Below are 23330 nucleotides of genomic sequence, written 5' to 3'. Positions count from 1 at the left end.
TTTTATTGCGCCGCTAAGCGGTCTACAACGTTCAAGACGATCTGGGTAGAATGTTTCGCCGCCACTGGCAGAAATTCTTCAAACGAAATATTGGATTGTTTGCCTGCGATATCCGACAATGCACGGATGACGACAAACGGCTTATCGAATTGGTGGCACACCTGGGCGACTGCCGCAGCTTCCATTTCAGCCGCTTTCATCGACGGGAAATGTCCGCGCACTTTTTCGACGCGCTCTGCGTCGTCCATGAACGAATCGCCGGTAGCGATAAGGCCCACTGCATAAGCGTGCTCCCCGAGCTCTTCAACCGCGGCAATCGCGTGATCCATCAAATCCGCGCTCGACAGGAATGCTGCCGGCAATTGCGGCACTTGGCCCATTTCATAGCCGAAAGCAGTGACGTCAACATCGTGATGGCGGACTTCGTCGGAAATGACGATGGCTCCAACTTCAAGATCCGCATCAAATCCTCCTGCAGAACCGGTATTGATGACAACATCCGGTTTGAATTGCTGAAGCAGCAGCGTTGTGGACATCGCTGCATTCACTTTGCCGATGCCGCTTTTCAATAAGACAACTTCTTGCCCTTTATACGTACCTGAAGTGAATTCGCAATTCGCGATTTCCTCCGTCTTCACATTGTCGAGGCTTGCACGCAGCAAATGAACCTCTTCTTCCATTGCACCGATTACTCCGATTTTCATCTATTCTACATCCCTTCTATGATTCTATAAATTCTTTTCAAAAACTTGCCATAAAAAAAGACGCCTTTTTAATAGGCGCCCTTCAGTGTTTTTAGGACATCCAACTTGACTGGGCTCCAGCCTTTGCCATCAACCCATTCCATATGGACGCGGTATTTCTTCGATTGGTCTTTGGACTGCACCACTCCGATTGACTTCTGCGGGCCTCCGCCGTTTTTAATCATCATGATGTACATATCGTCCGCAGCCAATCCCGTGGCGTAAGAAATCGCTTTGATTTTTTCATTCCAGTCTGCTGAGCCTTTTTCATAAACAGAAACGTGCTCGCCTTTTTGCTTTGTGCCGACAGGCTCCCAGCTTGTGTTGATGATTGTTTCTTCAACGACCGGATCGTTTGAATCTTCCTTCGTGATGGTCCCGCCAGTTACTTTGCCTTCTTTTGTTTCTTCAGGCTCCGCTTCCTTATCAGCAGGAGTTTCTTCGGTTTCTTTTTCAACTTCTTCTTCAGAATCAGCTTCAGTGCCGCTGCCAGCAGGTTCGCCTTCCGGCTCATCTGCCGTGCTGCCTTCTTCCAGCTCCGCTTCAGAAGCGATTTTTACGGATTCAGGCTGCTCAATGCTTCCTTCTTCCTTATCAAGAAAGATAAATGCTCCTGTAATGAGGATCAAAGTGAAGACCAGCCCGATCATCATGTTCAAGACCGAGTTCGACCGGTTTTTATCCATGACAGGGTTGGACCGATTCTTCTTATTCAAACGAGAAGGATATCGTTTTTCTTCATTGGCCATTTAAATGCCTCCTCTTTAAATGTTTTTTGCGTGCTGCCACATAACGAATAGAACGTATAGACGCACGTAATGTTCCAAGGGAGAGCGATTTTTACCAAAAACGGCCATTCTTTGTTGGAATGGCCGTTTTTCTAAATCAAGTGATCGATACGATTTTGATTTCCATTTCGCCGCCTGGCGTCAACACTTTGACGATCTCGCCGACAGTGCGGCCGATCATGCTTTTCGCGATTGGCGAATCATTGGAAATGCGGCCTTCAAGCGGATCCGCTTCTGCCGATCCAACAATTGTGTAAGACTCTTCGTCGCCGTCCGGAACTTCGACGAAAGTCACCGTTGTGCCCAAGCGGACCATATCTTTATTCGATTCGTTTTCATTTATGATTACTGCGTTGCGGATCATCGATTCCAATGTCGAAATGCGTCCTTCGACGAATGCCTGATCTTCTTTTGCGGAGTCGTACTCTGCGTTCTCAGATAAATCACCGAAATCACGGGCGATTTTAATCCGTTCAACCACTTCTTTGCGTTTGATCGTTTTCAGAAAGTCTAGTTCATCCTCCAACTTCTGCTTTCCTGCAGCTGTCATCGGAAATTGTTTTTCGGTAGCCATTTTTCCCCACTCCTTCAACTGCTGACCCTAGATGCGGTGCATCCGTCAGTCTCGTATCATCATATTATAATCTGGCAATCTATTCAAGAATTGTTTTAATTTTTGTAACCATCAAGTCGATTGCTACTTCATTCTGCCCGCCTTCAGGGATGATAACGTCCGCGTAGCGCTTGGTTGGTTCGATAAATTGATTGTGCATCGGCCGCACGACAGTCAGGTATTGTTCAATCACTGAATCGATTGTCCGTCCCCGTTCGTTGATGTCCCGCAGCAGCCGGCGGATGATGCGCAGATCCGCATCGGTATCAACGAATAATTTGATGTCCATCAATTCCCGCAGACGCTGGTCTTCGAGGACCAAAATGCCTTCCAGGATGATGACGTCTTTCGGCTCAATATGTACCGTTTCATCAGCGCGGGTATGGATTGCGTAGTTGTAAATCGGCTTTTCGATCGCTTCACGGCCTAATAGCTTGTTGACATGGCCGATAAGCAAATCCGTATCGAACGCCAATGGATGGTCATAATTCGTTTCGAGACGCTCTTCAAAAGCCAAATGGCTTTGGTCTTTATAATAATAATCTTGTTCGATCACAACGACCGAATGTTCTTTAAACACTTCATAAATGGAATTCGTGACGCTGGTTTTACCCGAGCCCGAACCTCCTGCTATCCCGATTACCACCGGACGGTTTTTCGACATTATTCCAAGCTCCTTGCAAATCGACTTTTTTACTGGCTTTTCTTTTTACAGACCATGATGCCGTCGCCTACTGGCAGCAATTGCACGTCGTACAGCGGGTTGGCCATCATGTGTTCCCTGAATTTCTTGATGTTGCGGATCATCGTCCGCTTTCTTCGCGGTATATCGGCGAGCGGCTGGTCAGCCATCCCGTGCATCAGCATATTATCGCAATAAATGATTCCGCCTTCCGGCAGCAGCGTTTCGTATTTCTCGAAAAAGCGCTCGTATTGCCCTTTGGCAGCATCAATGAAGATAGCGTCATAAGAAGGCTGCAATACGGAAAAGTCCATTTCCAGTGCATCGGCATGGAAAATACGGATGCGTTCTCCATAGCCCGATTCCAAGATGAACTTCTCAGCCTGCCCGAATCTGCTGTCATCCCGTTCAATTGTGTCGATTTTGCAAACCGGCAAAGCCTGCGCCATTTTTATCGCTGAAAAGCCGATGGCCGCACCGATTTCCAAAATGGAGGCCGGCTTCTGCTGGTCCAGCAGCTGGGTCAGTTCATCAATGCCTTGCTCTTCCATGATCGGCACATGATGCTGAACAGCGTAGCTTTTGATCGACTCCAGCGTCTCCGCCAATTGTTGTTGTCCCATTATTCAAGCCCCTTCTCGCGCTAGCAAAAATTACTACTTATACTAACATAAAACAAGAAGGAATGCGAGGTCGCTTCCTTCTTGTCGGGTTATTGTGTTTTATTGGCCGATGAATTTATCGCGGTTTGCCAAATGTTGGTCATAGGTCTCCGCAAAATGGTTTTTGCCTGTCGAATCCGCCAGGAAATAGAAATACTTCGTATCTGCTGGATCCAATACGGCTTGGATCGATTCGATCCCCGCTGAAGCGATTGGCCCCGGCGGCAGCCCTTTATTGGTGTATGTGCTGTACGGATGCTCGAATTCGTAGTCTTTGTTGAATAGACGCTCTTTGTGCTCGCCCATTGCATAAATGACCGTCGGATCCGTTTGCAGCGGCATGTCTTCGTTGATGCGGTTAAAGAACACGCTGGCAATCGCTTGGCGGTCGCTTTGAGACGTCGCTTCTTCTTCAAGCAGCGAAGCGAATGTCAACAGCGTATGCGGCGTCATTTTCTTCTCCTGCATCAAAGCTTCGAATTGCACCACGTTCGCTTGCGTCGCATTGAGCATTTGTTCGATGATCAGCGTCAGCGACGGATCTTCTTCGTAAAACGGGTAAGTGGCAGGGTACAGATAGCCTTCCAAATCGTAGCGGACATTTTCATTTTTGATTTCGTCCGTCAATAAAGTTGGGTATTTTACCATCAGCTCGTCGATATAAGCTTCGTCATTGATTTTTTCCATGAATTGCTCTGCCGTGAAATCGGTTTTCTTGGCGATGACATTCTCGGCAATCTGCTCAAGCGTCAGCCCTTCTGGAACCGTAATCGTGAATAGCGGCTCGCGGTAGACTTTGCCGGTCTTCAAGCTTTGCGTGATTTCATCGAGCGTCATCGACGGCAGCAAGCCGTAAGTGCCTGCCTGGAATTCCGATTCGTTATTGAATTTGACGTAATATTTATAGACGCGCGCATCTTTCACGATGCCGTTTTTCTCAAGAAGTTCCGCGATGCTGTCGAGGTTCGAACCGATCGGCACTTCTACTTCCACCACTTTTTCAGAATCCGGATCAACCGGCTTTAATGCTCCGCTCACGAAATTGTATACCTGGAAGCCGGCGATGCCGACGATCAAGAGCACAACAAGCGCGATGATTGCTACGATGCGCCTCACGGTTTTTCCTTCTTTCTTTTTTTCTTTCATCCGTTCAAACATAATCTCTTTTTTTGATTGCTTGTCCACGGGTTCCCCCCCTTAGCTTTTTCCTTTATCAGTATACCTAATTCCTGACAAAAGAAAAAGACGGAATCAACAAGCAATTCCGTCCCTCTCCTTTTGAGATTACTGTTCTTCGTTCTCTTCTTCGTCGTCAAGGAACGCGTTAAGCATTTCTTCGATCATATCCCATTCTTCATCCGTCTCAACCGGGCGAAGTTCTCCGCCTGCGATTTTGCCGTCTACATCAGCGTTTTCTGTGAAAGAAGATGCTTGGATTTCAATTTCGCCTTCATCATCTTCCTCAGCGCCAACCGGGAAATACAATACGTATGATTTTCCGAATTCTTCACTTTCAAATGTGAATAAAACCTCAAATAATTGTTCGTTGCCGTTTTCATCAACGACTGTAATGTGCTCTTGTCCGTGTTCCATTTGCGTCACCTCATAATTTTTTAAAGTCAAGGTAGCCTTGCAGTATCATCACTGCGGCCATCTTGTCGATTACTTTCTTGCGGTTTTTGCGGCTGACATCCGCAGAGATCAACATCTTCTCTGCAGCCATTGTCGTGAGCCGCTCATCCCATAGTACCACCGGTATAGCATATACTTCTTCGAGCAAAGCTGCAAATTTTTGCGATGCTTCCGCGCGCGGACCGATCGTATTGTTCATGTTTTTCGGAAATCCGACGACGACTTGGGTCACTTCGAATTGTTTGATCAATTCGCCCAGGCGCGCCATGCCGAACTCCCCAGCCGCCTCATTAATCTTGACGGTCTCAATGCCTTGGGCAGTCCAGCCCAGCGCATCACTGATGGCGACGCCGATCGTTTTCGAACCGACATCCAGTCCCATTATTCTCATTCTTGTTCCCCGTTATTCTTTTTAATATAGAATTTCACAAGCTCTTCCAGAATTTCATCCCGTTCAAGTTTGCGAATCATATTGCGTGCATCCTGATGGCGAGGAATATAAGCCGGATCACCTGACAGTAAATATCCGACAATCTGATTGATCGGGTTATAGCCTTTTTCTTCAAGTGCCGTATGGACTTGAAGCATCACTTGCTTCACTTCCTGCTCCATCGACTCATCAGACGGATTGAATTTCATTGTTTGATCAAATGAACTCACGACAAGCACCTCGTTTCGGATTTAGATAGGAGAATTTGACTCTCGCTGCCTGACTTATAGTATAAACGATAACCGGCATTTATAAAACCTATTTGAGCTGTTCGTAGACAGATTCCAGGGCAGCTTCCAATTTTTCAGGATTTTTAGCGCCTGCCATTGCCATATCAGGGCGGCCGCCGCCTTTGCCTCCGCATTGCTCAGCTACATGTTTGACGATTTGGCCGGCATGATAGTTCCCGCCTGCCAAATCTTTTGTAACGCCTGCGATCAGCATGACTTTATCACCATCAGCAGCTCCTAATACGATGACCGCTTTGTCGAATTTCTGTTTCAAATCGTCCATCATCTGGCGCAGCTGGTTATTGTCTTTCGCTTCGACTTTCGCTGACAACACCGTGATGTCATTGATTTGGCGTGCAGCAGATAAAATTTCTGACGACTGTGCGTTGGAAATTTTCGCCATCAGCGATTCGTTTTCGCGCTGCAGTGATTTCATTTCTTGCTGGAACGACTGGACTTTTTGGACCATGTCTTTCGGCGAAGACTTCAATAGCGAAGCCGCTTCTTCCAAAATCTGTTCCGTTTCCCGCAAGTTTTCGTATGCGCCTTTTCCGGTAACCGCTTCGATCCGGCGCACGCCAGCTCCGATGCCGCTTTCCGAAACGATTTTGAACAAGCCGATTTCCGCTGTATTCATGACATGGACGCCGCCGCAAAGCTCTTTCGAGAAATTGCCGATTTCCACGACACGGACGATATCGCCGTATTTCTCGCCAAATAAAGCCATTGCGCCCATTTTTTTCGCTTCCTGCAAATCATGGAAGCCGGTATCGACTGCGATGCCGCTCCAGATTTTTTCGTTGACGATTTGTTCGATTTGCGTAATTTCTTCTTTCGTCACGCCGCCGAAATGCGAGAAGTCGAAACGCAGGCGGTCCGGTCCTACGTAGGATCCTGCCTGATTGACGTGCGTACCCAAAACATCTTTCAGCGCTTGGTGCAATAAATGCGTCGCCGTGTGGTTTTTCACCGTGTCGCGGCGCTGGGAAGATTCCACTTCCGCTGTAACTGAACCAGCTGTCAGTTCGCCTGAGTCGACCCGGACAGAGTGGAGATTCTGGCCGTTCGGCGCTTTTTTGACGTCCAGCACAGTTGCCTGCACCAAATCGTTGCTGAGCGTTCCGCGGTCAGCAATCTGCCCGCCGCTTTCTGCGTAGAATGGCGTCTTGTCGAGAATGACTTGCACTTCGTCGCCTTCTTGCGCGCTTTCAACCACGTCGCCGTCTTTGATGATGACGAGGACAGATACTTGTGCCAATGTGCGGTCGTAGCCGATAAACTCGCTGTCAACTTTGATGTTGCCCAGAACTTCCGATTGCGTCTGCATTGAATTGACATTTTGGCGGGCTTTCCGTGCGCGGTCGCGCTGAGCATTCATCGCTGCTTCAAATCCAGCGTGGTCAATGACCATGCCTTCTTCTTCCGCATATTCCTCGGTCAATTCAACCGGGAAGCCGTACGTATCATAAAGACGGAACGCATCTTCACCCGGGATTTCATTGCGGCCGGCAGCTTTTTGGCGGCCTGCCACTTCCGATAAGATCGCCAAACCGTCGTGCAATGTCTCATGGAAACGTTCTTCTTCCAGTTTCATCACGCGGATAATGAAATCCTGTTTGTCGCTCACTTCCGGATAAAAATCCTTCATGATTGCGCCGACAACAGGAACCAATTCATACATGAACGGTTTTTCGATGCCCAGCTTTTTCGCATAGCGGACAGCACGGCGCAATAGGCGGCGCAAAACGTATCCGCGGCCTTCATTCGACGGCAAAGCTCCGTCGCCGATTGCAAACGCGACTGTGCGGACATGGTCAGCGATGACTTTGAACGCCATATCGGTATCCACGTCTGTGCCGTAGCGCACACCGGAAATCTCTTCGGTTTTCTCGATGATCGGCACGAACAGATCCGTGTCGTAGTTCGTCGGCACGTTTTGCACGACCGAAGCCATACGCTCCAAGCCCATGCCTGTATCGATGTTCTGCTTCGGCAATGGCGTGTACGTATTGTCCGGGTTGTGGTTGAACTGTGAGAACACCAAGTTCCAGATTTCCAAATAGCGGTCGTTTTCGCCGCCTGGGAACATTTCCGGATCACTCGGATCATTGCCGTAGGATTCGCCGCGGTCATAGAAAATTTCCGAGTTCGGTCCGCTCGGGCCTTCGCCGATGTCCCAGAAATTGCCTTCAAGGCGGATGATGCGCTCAGCCGGCACGCCGACTTCATTGAGCCAGATGCTGTAAGCTTCTTCGTCTTCCGGATGGATCGTCACCGACAGCAATTCCGGGTCGAAGCCCATCCATTTCGGGTCGGTCAGGAATTCCCATGCCCAGTGGATCGCTTCCGTTTTGAAATACTCGCCGATCGAGAAGTTACCGAGCATTTCGAAAAACGTATGGTGGCGCGCCGTTTTGCCGACGTTTTCAATATCGTTCGTACGGATCGATTTCTGCGCGTTGACGATGCGCGGATTTGTTGGAATCACCCGTCCGTCAAAATATTTCTTCAGCGTCGCTACACCGCTGTTGATCCATAACAATGAAGGATCTTCGAACGGCACAAGCGGTGCGCTCGGCTCCTGGTCGTGGCCTTTTTCTTTAAAGAATTCAATATACAATCTTCTGATGTCTGCAGCTTTCATGTTTTTCATCTTTTCTCCTCCTAGCCATAATAAAAAGCCCCCATCCCTTGCGCTGGCGCAAGGGACGAAGGCTTTAGTTCGCGGTACCACCCTAATTACACGGACAAACTGCTCCGTGTCTCTCATTATGCCTTAACGCGGCTGTGACGGCAGGGATTAGCTGCACTCCGGAGTAGCTTTCCAAAACAGCGGGGCGAAGGTCCTTGCAGCCGAGGGAACCTCTTTCTAGACGCGCGCGATCTTGTACTTTCTCCATCTGGGTGTTGGTGTATGAATGTATATCCTGAATTATATAGAAAAAGATTCCGCTATGTCAATAGCCGCGCTTTTTTGCGTGCGGCGGGTGCGTTTATTGCGTCAATTTTTGAAATACGCCCGGTTGCGGCTCGAATACGCCCCATTGCTGTGGAAATACGCTCGATAAGAACCGAAATACGCTCCGTTATGGAATAAATACGCTTCCACCAATAAAATCTCCGAAAAAAAGCATCCGCAATGGGATGCTTTTACGCTTCGATAAAATCCGTCGGCTTGATGCCTTCCATGCCGATGAGCGGATGGATGGCGTGGGCGTTTTCCGCCGTCAAGCTCGCCGGGCCGGATTGAGTTGGTGCGTCACTTGCTGGCACAGCCGATTTCTCCGCTGCAGCCTCTTCTGGCGCCCCTTCAACCGTCACCGGTGCAGGCGGTGCGTCGGACAGCTGCAGACGGCTTTTCAGCGTCGTCATGCGCTGTGTATCGTCTGTGCGCTCGACACCGTAGCGGAACACCTGCGGATCGCCGCACAAGATCAGGAAATCCTTGCTGCGGGTGATGCCCGTATACAATAAATTCCGGCGCAGCATTTTCATATAGCCGCGGACGATCGGCATGATGACCGTCGGAAACTCCGAGCCTTGCGATTTATGGATCGAGACGCAATACGCAAGTGTCAGCTGATTGAGGTCGCTGCGCTGGTACTCTACTTCGATGCCATCGAATGAAGCGACGAGCATGTCCTGTTTCTCGACCGTCTCTTTCGCTTTCATGATGGCGACGACTTCGCCCATATCGCCGTTGAAAACATTGCTTTCCGGCTGGTTGACGAGCTGCAGGATCTTGTCGCCGATGCGGTACGTGATGTCGCCGAACACCAGCTCTTTGCGTTTGCCATCGGCGTTCGGGTTGACCATTTCCTGGATCATGCGGTTCAGCGCATCGATGCCGGCAGGCCCTTTATACATCGGGGCAAGCACTTGGACATCTTTGATCGAATGCCCTTTCGCCAATGCGCTTTTGACGACTTTCTCGACAACCGACGCGATCTGGTCCGGGCCCGCTTTGATGAACGAGCGGTCCGATGTTTTTGCGGTGATGTCAGCGGGCAGCTGCCCATTTTTCATTTGGTGGGCGAGCTCGATGATCGACGAACCGGAAGACTGCCGGTAAATATCAGTCAGTTCCACTGTCGGAATGCGCTTTGACTCCAGCACGTCACGAAGCACTTGGCCGGGGCCGACTGGCGGCAGCTGGTCCTGGTCGCCGACGAAAATGAGCTGGGCATCTTCCGGCACCGCCTTCAGCAATTGATGCGCAAGCCACGTATCGACCATCGACATTTCGTCAATGATGATCAGGCGGCCTTCAATCTCTTTTTCGGTTTCTTCGTCTTTTTCCTGCCCGTTAAAGCCGAGTAAGCGATGGATCGTCATCGCTGGCAGCCCGGTCGACTCGCTCAGGCGCTTCGCAGCGCGTCCCGTCGGTGCTGCAAGGATGATCGGGAACGGCTCTTTTTTCTTTGTGTATTCTTTCGGGTCGAGCGACAAGCCGTGAAGCTCTGCATACACTTCGACAAGCCCGCGAACAACGGTCGTCTTGCCGGTGCCGGGTCCGCCGGTCAAAATCATGACAGAGGAATTAATGCTCGCGTCAATCGCTTCCACTTGGGTTTCTGCGTAATTGACGCCAAGCCGCTCTTCCGCTTCGCCGAGCGCTTTCCGGACTTCCGACGCCGGGAAACGGTCGCGGTTCGCCTGCGATGCCAGCATCGTTTCAAGCTTTGTCGCAATGCCGACTTCCGAGTAATACAGCGACGGCAAATAAAGCCGGGTTTCTTCCCCCGACACTTTGCCTTCTTCATTCATCTCGATCATCGCTTTGGAAATGGCTTCGATCGGAATGTCTTCACGCTGGCTCGCTTCCAGCATTTCTTTGACTTGCGGAATGAGCGTTTTCGCATCGACATAGACATGGCCTTCCGACAGCGACGCCTGGTTCAGCAGGTGCAGAATCGACGCCTTGATGCGGTCCGGATGGCTGCCGGTGATGCCGAGCTTCGCGCCGAGTTCATCCGCGCGGTGAAAACCGATCCCTTCGATTTCCTCAATCAAAATGAATGGATTTTTCGTCAGGATGTCGATCGTGTCTTCGCGGTAGGTCTGGTAGACGCGCATGCCGATCTGCGGGCCGAAGCCCCAGTCGTTGAGCTGGATCATCACGCGCTCCAAGCCCAGATTCAGCTGCAGCGTCGAACGGATCGTGTCTTTTTTTTCATCGGAAAGACGCGGCACCGCATCGAGCGCTTCCGGGTCCTCCAGAATTTTCTTGATGGCGTCTTTGCCTAGTTTCTTGACGATCGTCTCCGCCGTCTTGCGGCCGATGCCATTGAACATATCGCTCGATAAATAATGCACAATCCCCTGCTCTGTTTCCGGCACTTCTTTCGTGAATGTTTCCACCTGGAACTGGACGCCGTAGCGCGGATGGTTTTTCACCGCACCCGTAAAGCGGTAGGATTCTTCAAGCGACAATTTCGGAAAATAGCCCGAGACGATGATCTCTTTTTCCTGGTACGAGGTATTGGTTTCCTGGATTTTCACTTTCGCGATGGAGAATAAATTTTGGGGATTGTGAAAAATCGAGACGACTGGCCTGCCCAGTACAAAATGCGTTTCTTCTTGGAATAAATCAATTTGTCCAGTCATCGTCGCCGTCTCCTTTCACAATGGTTAATATTATCTTTATGTTTTATTGCCGCTGTGAAGCAATCATATCATACGCATAACGTGCCATTTCGTTGCGATCGTCAAGCGTATATGCCTGCTTCAAATGATGCATGGCGTCCTCGACGCGGTCTGTCGACACGGCGTACAGCACACCTAAATTGTAATGCGCATCAGCGTGGTTGGCGTCGAGCCCGAGCACTTCCAAAAATTGCGGTTCGGCCAATGTGAATAATTCCATCGATGCCAGCGCGATGCCGTAGCTGAGGCGCGCTTGCACGTCGGCAGGATCCAGTTCGACTGCCCGTTGAAGATAAGGCAGCGCCAATTTCGGCTGATCCATCTTTTCGAAGCATTTGCCCATCATGAAATGCGCATCCGAACCTTCCAGCCCATAATGCAGCGCTTTTTCATAAAGTTTCAACGCTTCGTCAAAACGCTCTGAGTTGAAATACAAATTCGCAAGGCCGTAATAAGCCGTTGCCGAGGTTTCATCAAGCGTCAACGCTTTTTGGAAAAAGCGTTCGGCCCGCTCGATATCGTCCATCGATGTCAGCACATGGCCGAAATTGATATAGCCCAGCGGATTGTCCGGCTGTTCTTCAATCGCTTGCGTAAATGCTTGGATTGCGGCTTCCGTATCTCCTTCTTGCAGCGCCTGGATGCCGATTTCATTGTAATTCTTCGCAGTTTCGCCCATTAGCCTACATACTCCAATCGTGCACCGTTTTTGAACACGCGGTCGATCGTTCCGCCGCCCAGGCATTCGTCTCCGTCATAGAAAACGACTGCTTGTCCAGGCGTGATTGCCCGTACCGGCTCGTCGAATGTCACAAGCGCTTCGCCGTCATTCATTTCAACGGTAACGCCGACATCGGCTTGACGGTAGCGGAATTTCGCTGTGCACGTGAATGTGCCTTGCGGTGCTGTATCCGATGTAAAACTTAAGTTCACTGCGCTCAAGCTATCAGAAAATAAAGCTTCGTGGTGGATGTTTTGTCCGACGAATAAGACGTTTTTCTCAAGGTCTTTGCCGATAACGAACCACGGATCGCCTGCTCCGCCAATGCCAAGGCCTTGGCGCTGCCCGATTGTGTAATACATCAAGCCGTCGTGCGAGCCCATTTTCTTACCGTCCATCGTTACCATATCGCCAGGCTGAGCCGGCAGGTATTGGCCGAGGAATTCCTTGAAATTGCGTTCGCCGATAAAGCAGATGCCGGTCGAATCTTTTTTCGTTGCCGTTGCAAGTCCCGCTTCAAGCGCGATTTCACGCACTTTCTTTTTCTCCATGTGGCCGATCGGGAACATGACTTTCGACAATTGCTCCTGGTTCAGCTGATTGAGGAAGTAGGTTTGGTCTTTGTTATTGTCCTGGCCGCGCAACATTTTCGTTTCGCCGTTTTCTGCGTGTTCGACTTGCGCGTAATGGCCGGTCGCCAAATAATCAGCGCCGAGGCTCAATGCATGCTCCAAAAACGCCTTGAATTTGATTTCTTTATTGCACATGACGTCCGGGTTCGGCGTGCGCCCTGCTTTGTATTCTTCCAAAAAGTACGTGAACACTTTGTCCCAATACTGCTTTTCAAAATTGACGGCATAATACGGAATGCCAATCTGGTTGCAGACGCGGATAACGTCTTCGTAATCTTCCGTCGCGGTGCAGACGCCGTTTTCATCGGTGTCGTCCCAGTTTTTCATGAAGATGCCGATGACGTCATAGCCCTGTTCTTTCAATAAATAAGCGGCAACCGAAGAGTCGACCCCTCCGGACATGCCGACGACAACGCGTGTATCTTGTGGTGCTTTTGCAGTCATAATATCTCACCTTTTCATTTAAGCGCTAAACGCTTGCAGATTTGTGCTGTTTTCAGTGCAGCTTCCTGCACTTGTGCGACGTCCAAGCCCAGCCCGAAGCTGAAGCGGATGGAATTGCGGAGCTCGTCCGCCTCGCCGCCGTACATCGCGACCAGGACATGGGACGGATCCATTGAACCCGCTGTGCATGCTGAACCGCTCGATGCCGAAATGCCGGCGATGTCGAGGTTGACCAGGAACGATTCGATGTCGACTCCCGGGATGCTGAGGTTCAGGATATGCGGCAGAGAGTTGGTGCCGTTTTCTTTGAAGTCGATGCCTTGTTCCGTCAAGACATTTTTAAATGCCTCTTTAAACGTTAAATAAAGTGCCGTTTTTTCATCCATCGTGGCTAGCGCGATTTCCACCGCTTTTGCGAATGCGGTGATCGCCGGAACGTTTTCGGTTCCCGCGCGGCGCTTGCGTTCCTGTTCGCCGCCGTAAAAAAGCGGAGACAAAGCGACGCCTTTGCGCTGGTACAGGAAGCCGATGCCTTTCGGGCCGTTCAGTTTATGCGCCGATACCGATAAAAAGTCAACGTGGAGTTTCTCCACATCAATCGGCAAGACGCCATAAGCCTGGACAGCATCCGTATGGAACACCACATCCGTGCCTTGCAGCAGCTCACCGATTTCTTCAATCGGCTGGACCGTGCCGACTTCATTATTGCCAAGCATGATGGTCACTAGAATTGTATCGCTGCGCAGCGCATTTTTCACGTCTTCTGCTCGCACTAGGCCGTTTTCATCAACCGGCAAATAGGTCACGCTATAGCCGTCGCGCTCGAGTTTCTCGCAAGCGTGCAGTACGGCGTGGTGTTCGATGGCCGATGTGATGATATGGCCGCCCGGTTTTTTCGCAGCCGTGCCGAAGATCGCCAAATTATCGGCTTCCGTTCCGCCGCTCGTGAAAATGATTTCCGGATCGTTTGCATGGATGCTGCGTGCAAAAACACGGCGTGCATCATCCAGCGCTTTGCGCGCGATGCGCCCCGTGCCGTGCATGCTCGAAGGATTGCCGTAGACGGTGCTGAGTGCCTGTGAAAATGTTTCAGCCACTTCCGGATGCATCGGAGAAGTGGCCGCATGGTCTAAATAAATTCGATTCATGATTGATTAACTCCTTATATATAGAACATATAATTGTCGTTGTCGGTTTCTTGCTGGTTCGCCAAATCGTCGATCGATGTCGTATCCAGGACGTTTTTCACGGCGTCGCGGATACGCACCCACAACTCGCGCTGTGGCTGGTCTTCGTCCTCGATGCCTTCGACGGGCTGGATCGGCCCTTCGAGTACGCGGATGACGTCCCCCGCTGAAATGTCTTTCGGGCTGCGCGTCAGCATATAGCCGCCGTAAGCGCCCCTGACGCTTTTTACAAGTCCGGAATTGCGGAGCGGGCCTACCAGCTGCTCCAAATAAGCTTCGGACAAATCATAATCCGCCGCGATTTTCCGCAGCGGCATCGGCCCTTCGCCGTAATTTTTTCCCAATGCGATCATAATAGTCAAGCCGTAGCGGCCTTTTGTCGATATTCTCATCGTTACACCTCTAAGTCAGTTTCCAATTATTCTTCCTAAAAGTATAGCATATCTCTGCGCAATGGACTTGCAATGACATTTATTTCGCTCCGCGATATACTGAAAAGCGAACGATTGGACGGAAGGGGTTTTACTTTTGCAAAATGAACCATTGGCATTCCGCATGCGCCCGCGCACGATTGACGAAGTCATCGGCCAGAAAGACGTCATCGGAAAGCATACGGCTTTATATAAAATGATCCACAATGGCCACGTGCCATCAATGCTCCTATACGGCGAACCGGGAATCGGCAAGACGTCGATCGCCCACGCCATCGCCGGCACGTCGAAACTGCCTTTCATCGCATTGAACGCGACGACGTCCGGCAAAAAAGATGTCGAGGAAGTTGTCGCTGAAGCGCGCATCACCGGCAAAGTGCTGCTGTTTTTGGACGAAATCCATCGCTTCAATAAACTCCAGCAGGATGCGTTGCTGCCGCACGTCGAAAGCGGCGCCATCGTCTTGATCGGCGCGACGACGGAAAACCCGTTCCACGACGTCAATCCGGCAATCCGCTCCCGCTGCGGCGAAATCAAGCAGCTCAAACGGCTGACGCACGATGACATCGTCCAGCTGCTGAATTCGGCGTTAACTGAGCCGAAGCGCGGCCTTGGCAATTCCGAAATCGAAATTTCCGAGGCGCAAGTCAACCGCATCGCTGACGGCACGAACGGCGACGCACGAAAAGCGCTGACGATGCTCGAATCGATTGTCGTCGCCTCCGATGAACGCGACGGCAAATTTATTGTCGAAGACCAGATGGTGGAACAAATGATCAAACGCGTCGGCGTCTTCGGCGATAAAAAAGGTTCGCATTATTTTAATTTATTGTCCGCGCTGCAGAAATCCGTGCGCGGCAGCGATATCAACGCTGCGATGTATTATTTGGCGCATCTGCTGGAAAACGGCGACTTGACCGCGGTCACCCGCCGTTTGCTCGTCATGGCCTATGAAGACATCGGCCTCGCGAGCCCGGAAGTCGGCGCGCATGTCCTCGCCGCTTGCCAGGCCGCGGACCGCCTCGGCTTGCCGGAAGCCCGCATCCCGCTCGCTCAGGCAGTCGCTGAAATGTGCTTGTCCGAGAAATCGAATTCCGCTTACAAAGCGATCGATGCCGCTATCGCGTCGATCAATAAAGGCGAAGTCGGCGACATCCCGATGCATCTGCGCGACACGCATTACGCCGGCAGCGCCGAACTCGGCCACGGCGGCTATAAATATCCGCATGACACGCCGCTCGGTACCTTCGGCGGCTGGGTCGACCAGGATTACTTGCCGAAAGAAGTCAAAAAAGCGGAGTTCTACAAGCCGATCATCGCCGGTTCCGAGAAGAAATTCGCCGGCATCTACGATAAATTGAAGTCATTCCGCAAAAAATAGATTGGTCAAGCCATTTCCGCACGCGGAAATGGCTTTTGTTTTGGTGATTTGTGGGTTTATGCGCGTTCAGGGAGATTTATGCGCGCTCAGAAAGTTTTACGTGCGTTCAGCGGAATTTACGTGCGTTCAGAAAGTTTTACGTGCGTTCAGCACAATTTACGCGCGTTCAGCCATTTTCACATAATAAAAACCGGCTCATCGTACGAGCCGGCTTCCCTATTAATTATTGCGTACGCGGTTGATCGGAATCGATTTGGTGATGTCGTTGACGACCCAGCTCGCGCAGATCAAGCCGACCGCTGAAGGCGTGAAGGCGTTTGAACTTGGCGGCATCTGGGCTTTGCGGATTTCCGCGTCTGGCTTGCCTACTGTTTCAACAATGTCTTCGCGGACGATGATCGGGCTTTCGTCCGAGAAGACGACCGGTACACCTTTGTGGATGCCCGATGCGCGCAATTTCTTGCGGATGATTTTCGCCAACGGATCGGTATGGGTCTTCGAGATGTCCGCGATGCGGAAGCGCGTCGGGTCGGTTTTATTCGCCGCACCCATGCTCGAAATGATGCGGATGCCTCGCTTGACGCATTCCTGGATCAAATGGACTTTGTAAATCATTGTATCGGATGCATCGATGACGTAATCCGGCTGGTAGCTGAAAAACTCCTCGAATGTTTCTTCTGTATAAAACATATGCAGTGAAATAACTTCGCATTCCGTATTGATGTCGGCGATGCGCTTTTGCATGACGCCCGCTTTCGACTGGCCGACCGTCGACAGATTCGCGACCAATTGGCGGTTGATGTTCGTGATGTCGACATTGTCTTTATCGACCAAGATGATCCGTCCGACGCCGCTGCGTGCGCAAGCCTCTGCTGCAAATGAACCCACGCCCCCGACACCAAGAATTGCGACGGTGGAGTTTTTCAATAGCTCCATGCCTTCTTTGCCTACTGCTAATTCGTTTCTGGAAAATTGATGTAACATGATTTGCCTGCCCTTCAAATTGAATTCTTAAAGTAGATTAACCTACTAGGGATTATACACAAATAAAAACCCCCCGACAAATTGCCGGGAGGCGAAAAGTTGAAATAACGGAGAATCCCAATCGTGCCGTCCGTTTTGGTGCGCATCGTTTTTGAACCCGCTTCAAGCAGGTGGGTGACCTCGTCATCACTTATAACTTCCGGTTAGGGCATGTTAGCCATGATGAAATCTGGTCTCCCGACGACAAAATGTTGGGTCAAAACTGAATAGCTCGTAACGAACACATCAGGATTCTCTACTACTTGTATGTTAGCACACCTTTTTAGAAACGACAACTAATAAACTCTGGTTATTTTTCAGTATTCTGAACATTCAGAGATAGGCTTAATTCATCAAGTTGTGCATTTGAAACCGGGCTTGGCGCGCTCGTCAGCAAATCGCTGGCGCTCGCCGTTTTCGGAAACGCGATCGTGTCGCGCAAATTCGTGCGTCCTGCAAGCAGCATGACCAGGCGGTCCAAGCCGAACGCGATGCCTCCGTGCGGCGGCGTGCCGTATTCGAATGCATCCATCAGGAAGCCGAATTGCTCGCGCGCTTCTTCGTCGGAAAAGCCGAGCGTCTTGAACATTTTTTCCTGGATGTCGCGGCGGTAAATGCGCAGCGAGCCTCCGCCCAATTCATAGCCGTTCAACACGAGGTCATAGGCCTGCGCGCGGACGTTCTGCGGCTCTGTGTCCAATTTGTCGATGTCTTCTTCAAACGGCATTGTGAACGGATGGTGGGCTGCGTAGTAGCGGCCGTCTTTTTCATCGTATTCGAATAATGGCCAGTCCGTGATCCATAGGAATTTATAAACCGAGTTGTCGATCAAGTTCAATTCTTTGCCGAACTTCATGCGCAAAGCGCCCAATGCGTCTGCCACAACCGAAGCGGAATCCGCAACGAATAATAAAAGATCGCCTGCTTCAGCCTCAGCGCGTTCCGTCAATGCTGTTGCTGCTTCGCCTTCGAAGAATTTCGCAATTGGCCCTTTGACGCCGTCTGCTTCCACTTTCAGCCACGCAAGGCCTTTCGCGCCGTAGCGTGCCGCGAATTCGCCAAGTGCGTCGATGTCTTTGCGCGAGTAGTTTGCCGCGCTGCCTTTGACGTTGATCAATTTCACCTGGCCGCCGTTTTCGATGGCGCCGGAGAATACTTTGAATGAAGAATCTTTCACCAGATCCGAAACATTCACCAGTTCCAGGCCGAAGCGTACGTCCGGCTTATCCGATCCGAAGCGGTCCATCGCTTCGGTATAGCTCATGCGCTGGAATTGTGCGTCGATGTCGACGCCTTTGACGTCTTTCATCATGATGCCCATCAAACGCTCGTTCATTTCGATGATTTCTTCCATCGTCTTGAAACTCATTTCCATGTCGATTTGCGTGAATTCCGGCTGGCGGTCAGCGCGCAGATCTTCATCGCGGAAACAGCGTGCGATTTGGTAATACTTGTCAAATCCAGAAACCATCAGCATTTGCTTGAACAATTGCGGCGATTGCGGAAGTGCATAGAATTCGCCTTCGTGCACGCGGCTCGGCACCAAATAATCGCGTGCGCCTTCCGGAGTCGATTTCGTCAAAATCGGTGTTTCCACTTCCAAGAATCCTTCATTGTCCAGGAAACGGCGGATCGATTTCGTGATGTCCGAACGCATTTTGAACGTTTCGTACATCGACGGCCGGCGCAAGTCCAAATAACGGTATTTCAAACGCAGGTCTTCGCTGACTTCCGTCTGGTCGTCGATTGCGAACGGCGGGTTTTTCGCCGCGTTGATGATTGTCGCGTGGTCCACCTGCACTTCGATTTTGCCGGTCTTCATCGCTGCATTGACTTGGCCTTCTGAACGCGCCACGACAAGCCCTTCAATGTGGATGACGAATTCGTTGCGCAGCGTTTCGCCGATTGCTGTGGCCGGCGCTGAAATTTCCGGATTGAATACCGCTTGCACGATGCCGCTGCGGTCGCGCATGTCGACAAAGATCAAGCCGCCCAAATCACGGCGCTTCTGCACCCATCCTTTTAATGATACACGCTGTCCGATAGCGGCTTCACTGACTTCTCCGCAATAATGTGTTCTCGACATATCTATTCCCCCAATGATTTCTTTTTCAATATCGTGCTGGCAATGTCAGCGAATAAAACCTCGTGCTGTTCGCCGGTTGCCATTTCTTTGACGTTCGCTTTGCCGCTTGCCAGTTCCGTTTCACCGATGACGACAACAAAGCCCGCTTTTTTGCGGTCAGCCGATTTCATCTGTGCTTTCAGTTTGCGCGCTGTGTAATCCATATCTGCCGATAATTTATTGACGCGCAAATCTTTCACGACGCTGAACGCTTTTTTCTTCGCTGATTCGTCCATCGCAATGACGTAGACGTCCAATGTATCGCTCAATCCGATTTCCACTTTTTCCATTTCAAGCGCCAATAACAGCCGCTCGATGCTCATCGCAAAACCGATTCCCGGAGCATCCGGCCCGCCGAGGTCTTCGACCAGTCCGTTATAGCGTCCGCCGCCTGCAAGCGTCGTGATGGCGCCGAAGCCTTCTGCGTCGCTCATGATTTCAAACGCAGTGTGGTTGTAATAATCCAGGCCGCGCACCAGATTCGGATCGATGACATATGCAATGTCGAGCTCATCCAGATAGCCTTTCACTTCATTGAAATACTGGCGCGATTCTTCATTCAAATAATCCGCCAATGAAGGCGCAGTCGCCATCAATGGATTATTGCGGTCGACTTTGCAGTCCAGGATGCGCAATGGATTTTTGTCCAAACGCGCTTGGCAGTCCGGGCAGAACTCGGAAATGTGCGGTGCGAAATGCGCCACCAGCGCTTCTTTATGCGCCAAACGGCTTTCCGTATCGCCCAATGAATTGATGACGAGGCGCAGGCTTTTCAAGCCGACGGAACGGTAGGTTTCCATCGCCAGCGAAATCACTTCTGCGTCGATTGCCGGGTCTTTCGAACCGATCGCTTCCACGCCGAATTGCACGAACTGGCGCATGCGGCCAGCTTGCGGACGTTCATAGCGGAACATCGGGCCTGTATAGAATAATTTCACCGGCTGGTCCGGCAAGCCGAATAATTTATTTTCCACGAATGACCGCACCACTGAAGCCGTGCCTTCCGGGCGCAGCGTCAAACTGCGGTCGCCGCGGTCCTTGAATGTATACATTTCCTTGGTGACGATGTCGGTCGTATCGCCGACGCCGCGCTGGAATAATTCCGTGTGCTCAAATATCGGCGTCCGGATCTCCTTGTATTGGTATAGGCGGCATAGCTCAATGATTTTCTGTTCAACTTCCTGCCATTTGGCGGATTGGTCCGGCAGCACGTCGTATGTGCCGCGCGGCGCTTGAATATTCTTGCCCATTTTTTTCCACTCCTTTGTTTTTCCATGCAAAAAAGCCCCCGCCCCTTGCTTTCGCAAGGGACGAGAGCTTTTGATAAGCTTCCGCGGTTCCACCCTAGTTGATGCCATGAAAATAATGCCGGCATCCTCTCATTCCGGGTAACGGCCGGTTCCGTCTTTCCCTAATAAACGCAGGTTGCGCCGTTCAGGAAAAAGCCTCGTAAGTGTTATTCGTCGCAGATCCCTGCAGGAAAGTTTACAGCCCAGGACTTCCCCTCTCTTTTCAGCCAATCATGCAATTACTTTCTTCGTCAACAGCTAATATATAAGGATAATAAAGTTAATCTTAAGGACTCCCACAAACCTTGTCAACCTTTTTTGACAAACGGCCGTTTTTTTTTCATAATACAGAGAGAACGATTATAAAGGTGGTGCAAAATGAAAGGCAAATGGTTCATTGGTCTTATTCTACTTTTTTTAATGATTGCCGGCACAATTACTCCGCTATCAGCAAACCCCGCATTGGCGGTAGGCGGCGAAGTGGAAATCACCGGATCGACGGTCAACATCCGCAGCGGTCCCGGCCTTTCCTACAGCGTTTCCGGAGCGCTTGAAAAAGGGGAAAAAGTCTCAATTGTTTCAGAAAGCGGCGATTGGCTGGAAATCAGTACCGGCAGCGGTTCTGGGTGGATCGCTTCTTGGCTGGCCCGAAAAACCAGCAGCGCTGAAACAAACAAAGCTTCCGGACAAACAGCCGTCGCTGCTGTTGACCACTTGAACATTCGTGCTCAAGCGGACATTTCATCATCCGTGCTGACACAGATGAGCGCCGGCGACCAAGCCCTCATCGTCAACGATGCAGGAAATTGGCTCGAAATCGATTTTCGCGGCGTCAATGGATTCGTTTCCAAACAATACATAAGCACTGCGGGCCAAAACCAGGAAAAACCCGCCCCTGCTAAAAGCGATGTCTCTTCATTCGAAATCGCAGTGGATGCCTTGAATGTAAGGAATCAGCCGGATTTAAGTTCTTCTATCCAGAAGACTGTGAAAAAAGGCGAAGTCTTTCCGGTCCGTTCGATCCAAGGGAATTGGGTCGAGATCCAAATTTCTGAAAAAGAAAGCGGCTGGGTCTACGCCTTCCATGGCCACTTGTCTGACAAGCCGGTACAAAAAGCGGCAAGCCCGAAAGCCGAAAATATCACCATCTTGACCGATGGGACGAATTTGCGCACCAGCCCATCCACTGCTTCAGCCGTCGCAAGCCGCGCTAATGCCGGCCAAGAATTCGCGGCTGTCGATAAGCAAGGCGATTGGTACCAGGTTTTATTGCCGGATGGCCAAAATGCCTTTGTCGCGGACTGGGTCGTGACGAACGGCGAAACGAAAGTCCAGACAGCGGAAGCGCCTGAACCACAGACCCGCAAAAAAGGCACACTCAACGGGTTGACGATCGTGCTCGATCCCGGGCATGGCGGCAATGACGGCGGAACAGTCGGCGTCCGCGAGACAAAAGAGAAGGACTTGACGCTGAAAACGTCGGAAATCCTGTCTCACCACTTGCGTTCAGCAGGTGCTGAAGTGCTGTTGACGCGGCAATCGGATGTCTACGTCGACTTGCGTACGCGGGTCTCCACGGGCCACCAAGTGGCGGCAGATGCTTTTATCAGCCTCCATTATGATGCAACCGACGACAATAGCGTGTCCGGCTTCACGTCGTATTACATGCTCGATTACCAGCAGGCGCTTGCCGAATCGATCAACGAAGGCCTGAGCGGCAAAATCGATTTGCGTAACCGCGGCGCACGCCACGGCAACTACCTCGTCTTGAGGGAAAACAAGCAAGCGGCGGTACTCGTTGAACTGGGTTATTTGAGCAATTACAACGACGAACGCATTGTCACGTCAAGCAAATTCCAGGAACAGGCCGCACTCGGCTTGTACGATGGCCTCGTCAATTATTTCGATGCAAAATTAAGCCAATAACGATCCAGCGGCATGGGGCTTTCCTCCATGCCGCTTTTTTATGCCATAAAAAAGGAAGTGCCCCAAAAGTAATTTGGGGCACTTCCTTTGCGACGAAGCTAGCGCAGCGATGCAGCGCACTTTCATGTCTCGAAGCTAGCGTAGCGATGCAGAGACAGGAGCAATAGTATTCCCCTGCGCTCCGTTAGAAAAAGGGCTGTCCAATAAGTCTGTTATTCGACTTATTGGGCAGCCCCTTATTTCATTCTTTCGATTCAATGATCATTGTGACCGGGCCATCGTTGACGAGTTCAACGTCCATCATCGCCCCGAACACGCCGGTTTCGACGGACAGTCCGCACACGCGCAATTCGTCGTTGAACTTCAGCCAAAGCGGCTCTGCCACTTCCGGGCGCGCCGCTGCGGTGAAGCTTGGCCGGCGCCCTTTTCGGACGTCGCCGTAAAGCGTGAACTGGGAAATCGACAAGATGCTGCCGCCGGCTTCCTGGATCGACAAATTCATTTTGCCCTCGCCGTCTTCAAAAAGCCGCAGCCCGGCAATCTTGTTTGCGACATAAGCCGCGTCTTGCTCGGTATCGCCATGGGTGATGCCGACGAGCAGCACAAAGCCGGAATCGATCGCTCCGACCCTTTCGCCGCCTACAGTCACTGACGCTTGTTTTGAACGCTGTAATATGACCCGCAT

At 51.0% G+C, this 23330-nt stretch carries 21 protein-coding genes, 1 other RNA gene and 1 other annotated feature; of the genes, 2 read left to right on the top strand and 20 right to left on the bottom strand.

Annotated elements, in window-relative coordinates:
• Positions 1-2: 2 nt before the first annotated feature.
• The 15 genes from mtnN to cymR form a co-directional block, all read right to left on the bottom strand.
• Positions 3-704 (bottom strand): 5'-methylthioadenosine/S-adenosylhomocysteine nucleosidase, encoded by a 702-nt coding sequence (mtnN, locus tag QMA09_RS03450; RefSeq protein WP_135500717.1) that lies wholly within the window; start codon positions 702-704, stop codon positions 3-5.
• Between the two features lie 68 nt (positions 705-772).
• Positions 773-1492 (bottom strand): YrrS family protein, encoded by a 720-nt coding sequence (locus QMA09_RS03445; protein WP_290212026.1) that lies wholly within the window; start codon positions 1490-1492, stop codon positions 773-775.
• 136 nt (positions 1493-1628) lie between these two features.
• Positions 1629-2105 carry a transcription elongation factor GreA gene (greA, locus tag QMA09_RS03440; protein ID WP_135500715.1) on the bottom strand — a complete coding sequence of 159 codons (477 nt, stop codon included), beginning with the start codon at positions 2103-2105 and terminating at the stop codon, positions 1629-1631.
• A 79-nt stretch (positions 2106-2184) separates the two neighbouring features.
• A complete protein-coding gene (gene udk / locus QMA09_RS03435) occupies positions 2185-2808 on the bottom strand; it encodes a uridine kinase (RefSeq protein ID WP_135500714.1) in 624 nt (207 codons plus the stop codon).
• Between the two features lie 29 nt (positions 2809-2837).
• On the bottom strand, positions 2838-3449 hold the full coding sequence (locus tag QMA09_RS03430; protein ID WP_290212025.1) for an O-methyltransferase: 612 nt from the start codon (positions 3447-3449) through the stop codon (positions 2838-2840).
• Between the two features lie 99 nt (positions 3450-3548).
• Complete coding sequence (gene mltG / locus QMA09_RS03425; RefSeq protein WP_290212024.1) at positions 3549-4673, bottom strand: endolytic transglycosylase MltG; 1125 nt, start codon at positions 4671-4673, stop codon at positions 3549-3551.
• Between the two features lie 99 nt (positions 4674-4772).
• Entirely contained in the window at positions 4773-5081 is a 309-nt protein-coding gene (locus QMA09_RS03420) for a DUF1292 domain-containing protein (RefSeq protein ID WP_135500711.1), read from the bottom strand.
• Positions 5082-5091: 10 nt separating this feature from the next.
• Positions 5092-5511, bottom strand: a complete 420-nt coding sequence (gene ruvX, locus QMA09_RS03415; protein WP_183736493.1) for a Holliday junction resolvase RuvX — start codon at positions 5509-5511, stop codon at positions 5092-5094.
• Positions 5508-5780, bottom strand: a complete 273-nt coding sequence (locus QMA09_RS03410; protein ID WP_135500710.1) for an IreB family regulatory phosphoprotein — start codon at positions 5778-5780, stop codon at positions 5508-5510. Before QMA09_RS03410 ends, ruvX begins: the two co-directional genes overlap by 4 nt.
• An 88-nt stretch (positions 5781-5868) precedes the next feature.
• The gene (gene alaS / locus QMA09_RS03405) at positions 5869-8493 is read right to left on the bottom strand and encodes an alanine--tRNA ligase (RefSeq protein ID WP_290212023.1); all 2625 of its coding nucleotides are present in this window, start codon (positions 8491-8493) and stop codon (positions 5869-5871) included.
• A gap of 497 nt (positions 8494-8990) precedes the next feature.
• On the bottom strand, positions 8991-11447 hold the full coding sequence (recD2, locus tag QMA09_RS03400) for an SF1B family DNA helicase RecD2 (RefSeq protein WP_290212022.1): 2457 nt from the start codon (positions 11445-11447) through the stop codon (positions 8991-8993).
• 43 nt (positions 11448-11490) lie between these two features.
• Entirely contained in the window at positions 11491-12165 is a 675-nt protein-coding gene (locus tag QMA09_RS03395) for a tetratricopeptide repeat protein (RefSeq protein ID WP_290212021.1), read from the bottom strand.
• The gene (mnmA, locus tag QMA09_RS03390) at positions 12165-13283 is read right to left on the bottom strand and encodes a tRNA 2-thiouridine(34) synthase MnmA (protein ID WP_290212020.1); all 1119 of its coding nucleotides are present in this window, start codon (positions 13281-13283) and stop codon (positions 12165-12167) included. Before mnmA ends, QMA09_RS03395 begins: the two co-directional genes overlap by 1 nt.
• 14 nt (positions 13284-13297) lie before the next feature.
• Positions 13298-14431 (bottom strand): cysteine desulfurase family protein, encoded by a 1134-nt coding sequence (locus QMA09_RS03385; protein WP_290212019.1) that lies wholly within the window; start codon positions 14429-14431, stop codon positions 13298-13300.
• A gap of 14 nt (positions 14432-14445) precedes the next feature.
• Positions 14446-14862 (bottom strand): cysteine metabolism transcriptional regulator CymR, encoded by a 417-nt coding sequence (gene cymR, locus QMA09_RS03380; RefSeq protein ID WP_135500704.1) that lies wholly within the window; start codon positions 14860-14862, stop codon positions 14446-14448.
• A 136-nt stretch (positions 14863-14998) separates the two neighbouring features.
• On the opposite strand from cymR, the gene QMA09_RS03375 reads away from it, so the two are divergent.
• A complete protein-coding gene (locus tag QMA09_RS03375; RefSeq protein ID WP_290212018.1) occupies positions 14999-16282 on the top strand; it encodes a replication-associated recombination protein A in 1284 nt (427 codons plus the stop codon).
• 219 nt (positions 16283-16501) lie between these two features.
• Here QMA09_RS03375 and QMA09_RS03370 read toward each other — a convergent pair whose 3' ends face one another.
• From QMA09_RS03370 to hisS, 4 genes are all read right to left on the bottom strand, one after another.
• Positions 16502-17266: a tRNA threonylcarbamoyladenosine dehydratase gene (locus QMA09_RS03370; protein WP_135500702.1), complete on the bottom strand. Its 765-nt coding sequence runs from the start codon at positions 17264-17266 to the stop codon at positions 16502-16504.
• Positions 17267-17376: 110 nt separating this feature from the next.
• A non-coding RNA gene (gene ssrS / locus QMA09_RS03365) (6S RNA) lies at positions 17377-17561 on the bottom strand.
• A 54-nt stretch (positions 17562-17615) separates the two neighbouring features.
• A complete protein-coding gene (aspS, locus tag QMA09_RS03360) occupies positions 17616-19391 on the bottom strand; it encodes an aspartate--tRNA ligase (RefSeq protein WP_135500701.1) in 1776 nt (591 codons plus the stop codon).
• A 2-nt stretch (positions 19392-19393) separates the two neighbouring features.
• Positions 19394-20680 (bottom strand): histidine--tRNA ligase, encoded by a 1287-nt coding sequence (gene hisS, locus QMA09_RS03355; RefSeq protein ID WP_290212017.1) that lies wholly within the window; start codon positions 20678-20680, stop codon positions 19394-19396.
• Between the two features lie 53 nt (positions 20681-20733).
• Positions 20734-20983: a binding site (T-box leader), on the bottom strand.
• A 114-nt stretch (positions 20984-21097) separates the two neighbouring features.
• On the opposite strand from hisS, the gene QMA09_RS03350 reads away from it, so the two are divergent.
• Positions 21098-22645, top strand: a complete 1548-nt coding sequence (locus QMA09_RS03350) for an N-acetylmuramoyl-L-alanine amidase family protein (RefSeq protein WP_290212016.1) — start codon at positions 21098-21100, stop codon at positions 22643-22645.
• A gap of 241 nt (positions 22646-22886) precedes the next feature.
• Here the strand turns inward: QMA09_RS03350 and dtd are convergent, their stop codons facing one another.
• Positions 22887-23330, bottom strand: coding sequence for a D-aminoacyl-tRNA deacylase (gene dtd, locus QMA09_RS03345; RefSeq protein ID WP_290212015.1), 444 nt, complete (start codon positions 23328-23330; stop codon positions 22887-22889).

It is taken from the genome of Planococcus sp. APC 3906 (assembly GCF_030407685.1).
In the GTDB taxonomy this organism is placed as follows: domain Bacteria; phylum Bacillota; class Bacilli; order Bacillales_A; family Planococcaceae; genus Planococcus; species Planococcus koreensis.
The sequence above is the reverse complement of the archived record's forward strand: the minus strand, read 5'-3'. Positions and strand labels throughout refer to the sequence as shown.